This window comes from Pseudoalteromonas sp. NH0006-26 (assembly GCF_057552415.1).
In genome coordinates, this window is record NZ_BAAJMJ010000011.1 from 77,986 (window position 1) to 90,944 (window position 12,959).

At 41.3% G+C, this 12,959-nt stretch carries 9 protein-coding genes; 4 read left to right on the plus strand and 5 right to left on the minus strand.

Annotated elements, in window-relative coordinates; all coding sequences use genetic code 11:
- Positions 1-346 precede the first annotated feature (346 nt).
- On the plus strand, positions 347-1,927 hold the full coding sequence (locus tag AC27JR_RS14875) for a BCCT family transporter (RefSeq protein WP_076919554.1): 1,581 nt from the start codon (positions 347-349) through the stop codon (positions 1,925-1,927).
- Positions 1,928-2,005: 78 nt separating this feature from the next.
- Here AC27JR_RS14875 and AC27JR_RS14880 read toward each other — a convergent pair whose 3' ends face one another.
- From AC27JR_RS14880 to AC27JR_RS14895, 4 genes are all read right to left on the minus strand, one after another.
- Positions 2,006-2,707 (minus strand): 3'-5' exonuclease, encoded by a 702-nt coding sequence (locus tag AC27JR_RS14880; protein WP_487174032.1) that lies wholly within the window; start codon positions 2,705-2,707, stop codon positions 2,006-2,008.
- Between the two features lie 3 nt (positions 2,708-2,710).
- The gene (locus AC27JR_RS14885) at positions 2,711-4,606 is read right to left on the minus strand and encodes a DUF294 nucleotidyltransferase-like domain-containing protein (RefSeq protein ID WP_487174014.1); all 1,896 of its coding nucleotides are present in this window, start codon (positions 4,604-4,606) and stop codon (positions 2,711-2,713) included.
- Between the two features lie 93 nt (positions 4,607-4,699).
- Entirely contained in the window at positions 4,700-7,783 is a 3,084-nt protein-coding gene (locus AC27JR_RS14890; RefSeq protein ID WP_487174015.1) for an efflux RND transporter permease subunit, read from the minus strand.
- Positions 7,784-7,785: 2 nt separating this feature from the next.
- A complete protein-coding gene (locus tag AC27JR_RS14895) occupies positions 7,786-8,781 on the minus strand; it encodes an efflux RND transporter periplasmic adaptor subunit (RefSeq protein ID WP_487174033.1) in 996 nt (331 codons plus the stop codon).
- 241 nt (positions 8,782-9,022) lie between these two features.
- Between AC27JR_RS14895 and AC27JR_RS14900 the strand changes: the two genes are divergently transcribed.
- Complete coding sequence (locus AC27JR_RS14900; RefSeq protein ID WP_487174016.1) at positions 9,023-9,451, plus strand: hypothetical protein; 429 nt, start codon at positions 9,023-9,025, stop codon at positions 9,449-9,451.
- Positions 9,452-9,579: 128 nt separating this feature from the next.
- Here the strand turns inward: AC27JR_RS14900 and trhO are convergent, their stop codons facing one another.
- Positions 9,580-10,587 (minus strand): oxygen-dependent tRNA uridine(34) hydroxylase TrhO, encoded by a 1,008-nt coding sequence (gene trhO, locus AC27JR_RS14905; RefSeq protein WP_487174017.1) that lies wholly within the window; start codon positions 10,585-10,587, stop codon positions 9,580-9,582.
- A 204-nt stretch (positions 10,588-10,791) separates the two neighbouring features.
- Here trhO and AC27JR_RS14910 point away from each other — a divergent pair, with 204 nt between their 5' ends.
- Positions 10,792-12,114 (plus strand): DEAD/DEAH box helicase, encoded by a 1,323-nt coding sequence (locus AC27JR_RS14910; RefSeq protein WP_487174018.1) that lies wholly within the window; start codon positions 10,792-10,794, stop codon positions 12,112-12,114.
- Positions 12,115-12,116: 2 nt separating this feature from the next.
- Entirely contained in the window at positions 12,117-12,947 is an 831-nt protein-coding gene (locus AC27JR_RS14915; protein ID WP_372859662.1) for a CvfB family protein, read from the plus strand.
- Positions 12,948-12,959 lie beyond the last annotated feature (12 nt).

Sequence of the window (12,959 nt, forward strand, 5' to 3'; positions counted from 1 at the left end):
TTATTTAAAATATCCTATTAGGCAGAATATTCATTAACTTAGCTTTTGCATTCATAGCTGTTTACGACTATAAAATAAAATGACTATCAGGTTTACTGATACAAGATAAGTTAGCAACCTTGTACATTAAACAAACAAAAACAGCTTAAAGTTTTGCCAAAGTGTTAATTCTTTCGCATTTGATATTTAACTCCCCTATTAGTAAAGGTATGATGGGCAATTAAATTAGTTAGTCTTCTAACTATTCGTGTTATTAGCTTTAGCTATAAATCTAATAAGACGAATACAGTGAACTATAAAAAACTGGCATTTAGCCAGCCTGTTTCATTAACCAATGAGGTATTGCATGAGCGAGAATCATGACAAGTACAGTATTGACAATACAGACTACACCGTAGGTCAAGACAACGTACAAAAGTGGGGGTTTGATATACATAACCCTGTATTCGGGATCAGTGCAGGGTTAATAGCACTTTTTTTAATCGCCGTACTAGTGTCAGATGCCGAAGTAGCTAAAACAACGCTAAATGGTGTTAAAAACGATATTATTAATAATTTTGATGGCCTATTTATGTGGGCTGCCAACTTCTTTGTTATTTTTTGTTTAGTTTTAATTTTTTCGCCTTATGGCAATATCCGCTTAGGCGGTGACGATGCTAAACCATCGCATTCTCGTATTTCTTGGCTGGCAATGTTATTTGCTGCAGGCATGGGGATTGGCTTAATGTTTTGGGGGGTTGCTGAACCGGTTGCATACTACACCGGTTGGTATGAAACACCGCTCAATGTAGCAGCCAACACCCCAGAAGCCGCTAAAATGGCGATGGGTGCAACTATGTTCCATTGGGGCCTTCACCCTTGGGCAATTTATGCTGTGGTTGCACTTTCATTAGCGTTTTTTACTTATAATAAAGGCTTACCGCTTTCTATACGTTCAATTTTTTACCCTATTTTAGGTGATAAAGCGTGGGGATGGCCTGGTCACATAATTGATATTTTAGCTGTATTAGCTACCTTATTTGGTTTGGCAACGTCACTTGGATTAGGTGCACAACAAGCTTCTGCCGGTATTAACCATGTATTTGGTTTTGAAGGTGGTGTAGGTTCACAAATTCTAGTTATTACAGGTGTTACTTTATTAGCAATCGTCTCTGTTATTAGAGGTATTGATGGCGGTGTTAAATTACTTAGTAACGTAAATATGCTCATTGCTTTAGTATTATTAATCTTTGTATGTTTAGTTGGCTTTGCGGTCTCTATGGGCAATATCCCTAATACAGTAATGGGCTATGTAGAAAATATTATTCCATTAAGTAACCCGCATGGCCGTGAAGATGAAACATGGATGCACGGTTGGACAGTGTTTTATTGGGCTTGGTGGATATCATGGTCACCGTTTGTAGGTATGTTTATTGCGCGTGTTTCGCGTGGTCGTACAATTCGTGAATTTTTAACCGCTGTATTACTTATTCCGACAGCAGTCACTATCCTATGGATGTCTATCTATGGTGGTATTGCAATTGACCAAGTAGTTAATGGTATTGGTGCTCTAGGGACTGACGGTTTAACAAGTGTCCCTATGGCGATGTTCCAAATGCTTGATGAAATGCCAATGGCAAGTGTACTTTCATTCATTGCTATTGTATTAGTACTGGTATTCTTTATTACCTCTTCTGATTCAGGATCACTTGTAATTGATTCAATCACAGCAGGTGGTAAGATTGATGCGCCAGTACCACAGCGTATCTTTTGGGCTACTGTTGAGGGTGCTATTGCTGCTGCATTACTTTGGATTGGTGGTACTCAAGCGATTGAAGCACTACAAGCGGGGGCTATTTCAACCGGTCTACCGTTTACCATTGTTTTACTATTAATGTGTGTAAGCTTAATTTTAGGTTTACGAACTGAGCCTCGCCCAGTTAAATAACACCCTACATTAAAAAACGCCGCTAATTGCGGCGTTTTTTTTACTCTATTTTTCCTATAATATTTTTATAACGTTTCGCTAAAGCCAAATTTCACTTAGTGGCGTATCTAACCGATAATGATAACTCAGCTGAGCTTGCAGTAATTCTGCGGTGGCTAAAGCGTCAGTCAGTGCATTATGGTTTTGATACAATGGCAAAGAATAACGCTCCCTTGTATCACTTAACCGTAATGAACCTAGTTTTGTATTAAATAGCCTACCTAGTAGCCCTTGACGCGCTCTAAGCGCTCGCCTTTCAATTTCCATAGTGTCGACTAGAGCAAATTCAATCCCTTCTTTTATACGTGTTAGCAGCGCATTATAAAAAAAGTGGCGCTCAATGGCGGCATAATGCACCACCACCACTTTCCCTTTAAGTGCATCAAGAAGTGGGGCTAAAATTCGATTGAGGTCGGGGGCTTCATCCACTTCTGAGTGGGTAATACCATGGATAACAATCGACTCTTCACTCAAATCTCGTCGTGGTTGTACTACCCAATGACGGCTCTTTTTACAGTAAATACGATTAACATTAAAAGGCACTAACCCAACACTAACGATATCATCGGTATTAGCGTCCAGGCCTGTTGTTTCAAAATCTAGCGCCACAAAAGGTACGTCTTTAAGTGGAGCAGTCTGATTGGTAAATGCCTGCTTATAAAAGTCTTTAAGTAGCGGATTTTGCGCACCTTGTAAAAGCTGCTCGTAACGACGGGGCCAATCTAACGGTGATTTAGCCATCACTTATTTCACCCCTGAATGAGCAGAATAACTAAATTTTAAAAAGCTTTGCGCTTTTTCTAAAATCGCAAAGGCTTCTTTTAAATTGCTTTGTTCAAACGGCGAGAGTAAATGCGGGTCTAAATCGTTATCTGGCGCTTCTCCCTGCTCTATTTGCCATGCCTGATGACGAATCCGCACAGTGGCAATATATTCAAATGCATCACGTAAATCTTGCGCTTTGCCTTTAGGCAATAATTTAGCCTCAATAATATCTTCTAAGCGCTCAAACGAATTTTGTTTTCGTGAGCCAACCGCTAATGCATGAACGCGAACCACATCAGATAGTGGCGCTGTACCACGGCGTTTTAAGTTCATTGACCGTTTATGTTGGCCGTTATGTTCAAGAACAAAACCATTAAAAAAGCCTAATGGCGGCGTTCTGTTGCGGGCATTAGCTGCAAGGTTAGCTAAAAAGCGTTTATTAATTTTGCTTTCTTTGGCCACCAGCGTTTTAAGTTCATCGGCCCACTTTAACTTACCCCACACACCATCTAAGTCAAAAAATATCGAGCTATTAAGCAGTGCTTGCGGTTTGGGCTCGGCCATCCAGCTAGCAAATTTTTCTTTCCATTGGGTACGGGTCATGCGCCATTTTTTAAATGACGCCATAATTTCACCGTCACAATAGGTGTAACCACATTGAGCAAGACCATCACACACAAAGTCTGATAGGTTTTGAAAATACTCATCGTGCAATGCCTCATCGAAGCTATTATCTAAAATAAGTGCATTGTCTTGATCGGTTACAATTAACTGCTCGTCACGTGCCATTGAGCCCAGCGCAATAAAACAATAAGGAATGGGCGGCTCGCCAAACTTTTCTTCAGCTAGCGCTAATAAGCGTTGTTTAAAGGTACGCCCTATTACTGCCATGGCCGTTCCTATCATATGCGAATTAGCATCTTCGTTTACCATACGCACAAACACATTTGGCAGTTGGCGGGCATAATGAACTAAATCTTCCACTGATTGCTGCGCTAAAATACCGCGTACTAACAATAAGCTACTTTGTGACTCATAACGTAAAATATCAGACAGCGATATCACCCCTATTGGGCGTTTTTTATGTACCACAGGCAAGTGATGCAAGTTATCTCTGAGCATGGCTAAAACGGCTTCAAACACATAGGCGTTGCTATCAAGTAGTACTAAACCTGAGGTCATAACCTCTTGCGCCGGCGTATCAAACGTAAGTCCTTGGGCAACAACTTTGGTACGGATATCTCTATCTGTGATGATCCCGACGACTTGACCGTCATCCTCTTCTGGATCGTCGCTTATTTGTTTTTCTATGTCAGTGACAAGTACTGAAGAGACCGACTCTTGTGTCATTAAAAACGCGACGTCTTGTATGGGGGTTTGCGTAGTAACTGTGACAACATCGCGATGTAGTAATGATTTAACTTTGGCGGTGGTTAAGTCATTGCTGTCAGCCTGCTCTACTATGGCTTGATGCAAACGTACATTGCCATCTACTTCGAAAAAATCGGCAAAGGTTTCGTATTTATCGCAGTATTCGTTAAAGGTATTAACGTTAATACAATACGTTAAGGTATCTTCAAGCGCACGAGCCGGAAACCGCACTTTGCGGTTCATCAATAAACCCATTTGGCCAAAAATACCGCCTGTAGCTAAACGGTTATAGAGTTCGCCATTACGGCGCGAGATCTCAACTGAACCACTACGAATAATATACAGGTCACTAATATCTTGCCCTAAATGTAGGATATCAGTTTCGGCACGAAAGTACGCAACCTCGATTTGCATTGCTAATTCGTTTAATGCCTCAGTAGGAAGCGTATCAAATGGGGGATGTTCAACTAAAAATTGGGCTATTTCAACTTGCTCGGCCTGCATAGGGAATCCTTGTGGCGTGAATCTAGTTGAATTGTGAGCCTAATTGGCTATTTTTTCAAAGAAAAATAGCCAATTTAAGTAAATAGTTAACGATTAATTATCTACTTGCTCTAACTCCTGCGCTAATTGTTTTGATTCATCACCACGAGGGCTTGTAAAACGTGCAAGTCCTAAATAGATCACGGGTGTTAAATAAAGGGTAAACAATACTGCTAAGGCTAAGCCACCAAACACCACCCAGCCAATCGCGTTACGCGCCTCAGCGCCGGCACCCGTTGACATAATCAACGGTAACGCGCCCAATAAAGTAGAGATTAAGGTCATGGTAATGGGTCGTAGGCGTACCAGTGCAGCTTGTTCAACCGCTTTTCGAACACTAAGCCCGTTATCTCTTAATTGATCAGCAAACTCGACCAATAAAATTGCGTTTTTAGCGATTAAACCAATAAGCATTACCAGACCAATTTGCGAATAAATATTGAGTGATGTGCCGGTTAAATACAGTGCTAAAATAGCGGATGTAATACCAAATGGCACAGTAATCATCACCACAATGGCGCTGTTAACATTTTCAAATTGCGCCGCCAATACTAAAAACACAATTAAAAATGCCAATACATAGGTCATTAATACTTCGTTTGAGGTCTCTTCAAATGTCAGAGCTTCCCCTTTAAACGCTAGGGTAATACCTGCTGGTAATGATTGCTCAGACACTTGTTTTATTTGCTCAACCAGCGTAGCAATGGTTAAACCTTCAGGTAATTCCATGCTTAGCTCTATCGCACGTCGCTGAGCATGGCGCTCAAGTTCTGCAGCAACGCCTTCCTCTGTAATATTGGCAACACTACTGAGCGGTACTAATTGGTTATCGCGGGCGCTTACATATAAATTTGCTAAATCACTTGGGTCGTTAATGGTTTGATTTTGAGCCTGTAACATAATAGGTATTGATTGATCGCCAATGTTTAAATCAGCTATATCGTCGCCATTAATAGCAGCTCTTAAGGTAATGGCAATATCACTTAACGATACTCCAAGCTCTTCTGCACGTCGTCTGTCGATATTAACACGCAATTGCGGCTGCGATGGCTGATACGATACTCTTACTGGCGCAACCTCTGGCACGGCTTTTTCAAGATCTGCTGAAAACTGCTGTGCAGCTTTAAATATTTCTAAGTAATCTTGCCCCAGTAAAGCAACCTCAATTCCGCCACCTTGGCCACGTAAATTTAAACTATTGGCACCACCTGCGTATGCGGGTGCTCCAGGAATGTTCATTAAGGGCTGACGAATTTTATTGATGATTTCTTGTTGGCTAAAGTTACGTTCATCCCAGTGCTTTAAAGGCACTGTTATAAACACAATATTAGGATCCCACTGACCAACAACCGTGTAAATTGACTCTATTTCCCCGCTTTCAACGAAAGGCAGCAAAGTGTCTTCCATTTTAATGGCTTGCCTATCCATAAAGTTTAAACCTACGCCATCTGGGCCACGGGCAAATATTCTAATTTTACCGCGATCCTCTGTTGGTAATAGCTCGTTATCAAGGCTCATATACAAGGCTCCTGAGCCGGCAGCCACTAATAAACAGGCAATGAAAGTTAGCCACGCATGATCGAGTACTTTATGAATTGTTTTAGTATAAAAGTTAGCAAGTACGTTACCAAGCTTAGCAAAAGGATGAAAACCGCCTTGTTTAAGCTTTAACTTAGAAGTAAGCGCAGGCACTAAAGACAACGCCACAAAGCTTGATATGATCACTGCACCGGCAAGTACCCCCCCAAACTCTCTAAATAAACGCCCTGCAGTAGAGGGTAAAAAAGCAATGGGGACAAACACAGCTGCTAATACCGCCGTGGTGGCAATAACCGCAAAAAATACTTCACGCGTACCTACCACTGCGGCCGCACGCCGGCCAAGCCCTAATCCACGCTGGCGTTGAATATTTTCACTCACCACAATCGCATCATCAACGATTAAGCCAGTAGCAAGTACTAGTGCGAGCAAGGTTAAAATATTTATAGAGAAACCCAATGCCCATATCAGTGCTAATGAGCCTATTAATGCAACCGGGATAGCAAATGCAGGCACTAAGGTTGCACGCCATGAGCCAATAAACACCCATAACGTAATGATCACTAGTAGCACTGTCAGCAATAAAGAATTGATAACTTCATCCACTGAGCTTCTAATAAATTGTGCATCATCTGATGTGAGGGTAAATTCCATCTCAGGAAAGCGTTCACGCATTCCTTCTATCAGCTTTAGAACCTCATCTGATATTTCTATGGTGTTAGATTGCGCTTGGCGGATAATTTCCATACCAATAACGGGTTTACCATTGAGCCTAACCATAGAGCGTGGATCTGCCGGGCCAAAATACACCGCTGCGATATCGCTAATACGGGTATCACCACGAATGATGATATCACCGACTTGATCTGGTGTGACCGAGGTAGCATCAGCACGCACGATAATTTGCTGATCGTTCGACTTTAAACTCCCTGCAGGCACATCAAAGGGAGCTTGCCTGAGAACGTCAGCAACATCGGGAATGGTTAAATTAAAGCTACTGAGCTTAAGCGGATCTATACGTACTCTAAGCACTCGTTCTCTATCACCGTTTAAGCGCACATCAGCAACACCGGGAATAGTTAAAAACTGTGGTGCTAAGTCAACATCAACTCGCTCGGTTAATGCCTCTAACGATAAACTCTCACTTGATACGGTGAGTGATACGACCGCCTCAGCATCATTATCGGCTTTTATAATGGATACACGCTCAACCTCTTCTGGGAGCTCTCTTTGCACTCGCGAAACTGACTCGCGCGTTTCATTAGCGGCATCATCCAGATTAACACCAGGTCTAAATTCAACCACAATACGTGAGCTGCCTTCTTCACTTTGTGCACGAATAGATTTAACTCCACTCACGCGGGCAACAGCACCTTCAAGTTTGCTGGTGACTTCAGTGTCGACGGTTTCCGGGGAACCACCTGGAAACGAAGCTGATACCGTAATACGCGGCCTATCTACATCAGGAAGCTCTCGCACTTCTACGCCAGCTATAGCGGCGATACCGGCAATAATTATTAATAAATTAAGCACCACAATAAGTACAGGGCGGCGAATTGCCATAGACGGCAAGTCTTGCATCATAGGTTGCTGTTTCATGGCTACTCCTGCGTACTAGCGATAGGTGCAGTAAAGCTTAATTCTTGATTGGCTCGCAAGCGCTGAACGCCTTCAACAACTAACGTATCGTTTGGCTGTAATGCCCCTGATACGAGTAAGCGCCCAGCCAAGCGTTGCTCTATTTTCACATCAACCCGGGTAGCTTTGTTATCCACACTCGTCCACACATATGGACCCGTTGCGCCCCACAGTAGTGCTGCTTCTGGAATAGCGGCAAAGCGTTGACCTAATACTTTTATATGTACTCGAAAACTCATACCCGGTAAGAATTGTTGATCTTTATTATTTAACTTTGCTTTGACTCTTAAGGTACGAGTTTGTGGGTCTATACGTGAGTCTAAATAGGCTATTTCTGCCTCAACAGGCGCTTGCGATTGCCATGGGAACACGCGTACACTAGCATTATTTCTGAGCATCGCAATCGCTGATTCAGGCGCGTTAAAATTAATGTATAACTGGCGGGTATCATCGATGCTAGCAATCATTGTTTGTGTTGTGATTCTGTCACCCACTTCAATGTCAGTCAGCCCCATAGTGCCATTAAAAGGGGCACGGACTTGGCGGTCTTCTAATTCAGTTTCGGCTTGAGTGAGAGTAACTTTTGCAAGCTCCACGATGGTTTTTGCATCATCTACATCACTTTGCGGAACAGCTCCTTTAGCTTGGCTTTGTTTTAAACGTTTTAAAGTTCGCTGGCTATCTGCTAATTTTATTTTAGCCTCTTCAAGGGCCGCTTTTTGCCTACGTGAATCTAGCTCAAGTAAAATATCACCTTTTTTAACCTTATCGCCAGGTTTAAAATGAACCGCTGCTACTTTGTCACCTACGGCAGGATATAAAATAACAGAATGGATAGCTTCAGCATTACCAACAGCCTGAACTTGCTGTTGGGCTTGTTCCATAGCGATATTCTCGACGACCACGTTTGCACCAGTTACTGGCAAACTAACCGATAAAAACAAGGCCGTTATGCCCATTAAAAGATTTTGCGACTTCAAAGGATCACCCTAATTAATTATTATTTCCATTATGTTACGCAGTTTAACACCTCTATGATCAATAAATAGCTTAGTACGACAAATTAGCAAAACAACACGCTGAAATTAAACACCCACGTATTTACTACACATTCTTACACCAGCCTACAAAATCACCACATATTTTATGCGTATTTAACATTATGATTTAGTTATTAGAATGAAGATGAAAGGAGCATTCATGAAAAAAAGTATCATTATGGTTTTACTGCTTAGTGGCTGTGCATCACAAGGGGTTGATCGTACGAGTCAAAATCAATTAATTAAACGCTATTATGCATCTGTTGAGTCAGAGCAAAAAGTAACGCTCTCCTCAGAAGTAGGAACAGGCATAGCCGCGGGAGCGGGATTTGGCTTTGTTAACAGCTTAGATGGTAACACCGAAGAAATGATTGGTGGCGCTATTATTGGGGGTTTAGTTGGAGGGTTATTTACTGCCTTATTTGAGGGAGGTAACACAGCTTATCAGTATAATTTATACGCTGTTGATGAAGGTGAATTTACGGTTATTCAAAAGAAAAAACTCGGTAAAAACACAAAATGTGTTCTTGTTAACTCAGCTAATAAAATTACCCTTACACCGGTAGATAGTAATTTTTGTATTCGTTGATTAAGCTCAAAAAAGTATCAAAGCTTATAGTCGCTAAGCAATGTAAGCTCGCTATTTATAAATCTCTGGTAAAGAAAAAAACCTCAGTATTTACTGAGGTTTTTTAACGAATAAATATATGCGTGGTATTATTTATTTCGCTGTGCGTCTTTTTGCGCTTTTTTAGCTTGTTTACGTTGTTGTAAAGCAGCTTGAGCTTCATTACCAATGTGGCCTTCGCCGCGAGCTTGAGCCAACTCTATTTGCTTTTGACGCTCAGCAAAACGAGCGCGTTGCTCGTCGGTCACATCATCAATACAGTGATGACACGACACCCCTTCCATATATTCAGGCTTTTGCTTTTCTTCTTCTGTAATAGGCATCCGACATGCGTGGCATTGATCGTATGAGCCTTTTTGTAAGTCATGATTTACCGCTACACGGTTATCAAATACAAAGCACTCGCCTTCCCACATAGTGTCTTCTTTTGGTACTTCTTCTAAGTATTTTAATATGCCGCCTTCAAGGTGGTATACCTCATCAAAGCCTTGTTCTTTCATATAAGCTGTTGATTTTTCACAGCGAATACCACCAGTACAAAACATAGCTACTTTTTTATGCTTTTCTGGGTCTAGGTTTTCTTTGGCCCACTGCGGAAATTCGCGGAACGTCTTCGTGTTTGGATCGACCGCGTTTTGAAACGTACCAATTTCAATTTCATAATCATTTCGGGTATCAACAAGAATAACCTCTGGATCAGAAATAAGGGCATTCCATTCATTTGGCTTAACATAACTGCCCACTACTTTTAATGGGTCAACGCCCTCAACGCCCATAGTCACGATTTCTTTTTTAAGTTTTACTTTAGTGCGGTAAAACGGGCATTCGTCATCATATGATTCTTTAGTAACAATATTGTCTAAATTAGGCTGGGTGTCTAACCACGCCAATAAGTTATCTATGCCTTCACGTTTTGCAGATACAGTGCCGTTAATTCCTTCTGCGGCAATTAACAACGTGCCTCGTACGTCGTTTTGTTCCATCACATTAAGTAACGGTTGGCGTAATGCCTCAAAGTCTGGAAGAGCAACAAATTTATACAGTGCGCACACAACAAAGTGTTCGCTGGTTACATTATCTTTATGGACAGCTGTCATGGTATTCCTATTTTGCTTTTAAAACCCGCAAGGGGCGTTTACCGAATCGTAAATCCGGCGCATATGGGGCGCGTATTTTACGCTTTTTTTGTTTAAATGCAAAAAAATGGATGATAATGCGCTTTTTACTGTTAGCGCAGTGGCTCAGTGAGCTATAATGCGCGGATAAATTTACAAGACTTGCTCATATTGGAGAAATATACATTGCACTTTACTGATCTTGGGATTGATACTCGCCTAGAAACACAATTAGCGCACCAAGGGATCACCCAGCCTACCGATATTCAAGCCCATGCTGTGCCAACGGCACTGGCTGGACATGACATTTTCGCTCAGTCAAAAACTGGGTCAGGCAAAACTTTAGCGTTTTTATTACCCGCTGTGCAGCGAGTAATGAAACAAAAAGCACTCAGTAAACGTGATCCCCGTGTACTTATTGTTGCTCCTACCCGTGAGCTAGCCACGCAAGTGTTTACCCAACTCCGATTACTCATTGCCGGTACCAATATTAAGGCAGTTAAAATTCTCGGTGGCGAAAATTTTAACGACCAAATTAAAGCAATGCGCAACGACCCACATTTTGTGGTTGCTACACCAGGGCGCTTAGCCGATCATTTAAAACAACGCTCATTACAATTAAGTGGCTTAGAGTTACTCATATTTGATGAAGCTGACCGTATTTTAGATTTAGGTTTCACTGACCAGCTTAAGCTAATTAATGAACTGGCTGATCACCGATTACGCCAGACCCTATTATTTTCAGCGACACTAGATCATGCTCAAGTTGATGCGCTTTCGCGTAATTTATTAAAAAAGCCTAAGCAAATTATGCTTAGTGCGGCCAATGAGCAACACAGTGATATTAAACAAACATTGTATTTAGCCGATCATCTTGATCATAAAGAAGCGCTACTTGAGTATTTTCTTAATCAAGACAATGTAGGGCAATGCATTATATTTACCGCTACACGTGCTGATACCAGTCGATTAAGCGAGTCACTAAACAGTAAAGGCTTTAAATCTGTCGCCTTAGCAGGCGATTTAACCCAAAGTAAACGCCTAGATATTATGGATTCGTTTAGCCGTGAAAACTTTAAAATATTAATTACTACAGATGTTGCATCTCGCGGATTAGATTTACTCAGTGTGACCCATGTTATAAATTTTGATTTACCAAAACACGCTGAAGAATACGTTCACCGAATTGGACGCACAGGCCGTGCTGGTTTTAAAGGCAACGCGCTATCACTGGTTGGTCCTAAAGATTGGGCAAGTTACTTAGCAATTAAGTCATTTTTAAATGACGAACTCTCGTTTGCGGTGGTTGATGGTTTAAAAGCGAAATTTAAAGGCATCAAAGAGAAAAAAGTGACGCCAGTTAAACCGACTAAAAAAGTAGTGGCTGATAAAAAGCCACAGCAAAAACGCAAAGCGAAACCTAAAAAGCCAGCAGCCCCAATTAAAGCACCACTCAACATTGATGGTGATACCCCGATGCGTCGTAAAAAAAAGCCTGAGCAGGAATAATTATGAGTTACCTTGGAACTACCCAAACCCTATTTGTAAAAGAAGTCAGTAACGAAGGTGCCTACTTAGATGGCCATGACTTAGGTGAAGTATTTTTACCAAAACACGAAATTAAACATGAGCTTGAAGCTGGTGATAGCATCAGCGTTTTTACCTTTTTAGATAACGCAAATCTGCCAACAGCAACAACTAAAAAACCACACGCACAAGTCGGTGAATATGCCCTACTTCGCGTTAAAGAAATAAACAGCATTGGTGCTTTTTTAGATTGGGGCTTAGAAAAAGACGTACTTGCACCATTTAATGAACAAAAACCACGAATGCAAGAAGGTTACTCGTATTTAGTACGTTTATACCTAGATAATGCCAGTCAGCGGATTTGTGCTTCAACCAACTTTAATCGCTTTTTATCAAAAGACGAGCCGCAATATAGCCACTTGCAAGAGGTAGAGCTAATTGTGGCAGGTAAAACTGATATTGGCTACAAAGTCCTTATTGAAGAGTCTCATTTTGGTGTTGTATTTTACAACATGGTATTTAAAAACCTATTTGTTGGCCAAAAACTCAAGGGCTTTATTCAAAAAGTACGCGAAGACGGAAAAATTGACGTCATACTTGAGAAGCCAGGTATGGGTAAAGTGAGTGAGCTTGGCGAAAAAATTATGGAAAAACTAAAAGATGAAGGTGGGATATTAGCTATCGGCGATAAGTCTGAACCTGAATTAATTAAAAAAGTTTTTTCGACCAGTAAAGCAAACTACAAAAAAGCCATTGGCGGGTTATTCAAACAAGGCCTAATTGATATTGAAGCTAAGTCTATTCGTTTAAAATAACTAAAAATAAAA

Bases quoted from the DNA above. Each gene is read 5' to 3' on its own strand.
- AC27JR_RS14875 (WP_076919554.1), top strand. From the start codon at position 347: ATGAGCGAGAATCATGACAAGTACAGTATTGACAATACAGACTACACC.
- AC27JR_RS14880 (WP_487174032.1), bottom strand. From the start codon at position 2,707: ATGGCTAAATCACCGTTAGATTGGCCCCGTCGTTACGAGCAGCTTTTA.
- AC27JR_RS14885 (WP_487174014.1), bottom strand. From the start codon at position 4,606: ATGCAGGCCGAGCAAGTTGAAATAGCCCAATTTTTAGTTGAACATCCC.
- AC27JR_RS14890 (WP_487174015.1), bottom strand. From the start codon at position 7,783: ATGAAACAGCAACCTATGATGCAAGACTTGCCGTCTATGGCAATTCGC.
- AC27JR_RS14895 (WP_487174033.1), bottom strand. From the start codon at position 8,781: ATGGGCATAACGGCCTTGTTTTTATCGGTTAGTTTGCCAGTAACTGGT.
- AC27JR_RS14900 (WP_487174016.1), top strand. From the start codon at position 9,023: ATGAAAAAAAGTATCATTATGGTTTTACTGCTTAGTGGCTGTGCATCA.
- trhO (WP_487174017.1), bottom strand. From the start codon at position 10,587: ATGACAGCTGTCCATAAAGATAATGTAACCAGCGAACACTTTGTTGTG.
- AC27JR_RS14915 (WP_372859662.1), top strand. From the start codon at position 12,117: ATGAGTTACCTTGGAACTACCCAAACCCTATTTGTAAAAGAAGTCAGT.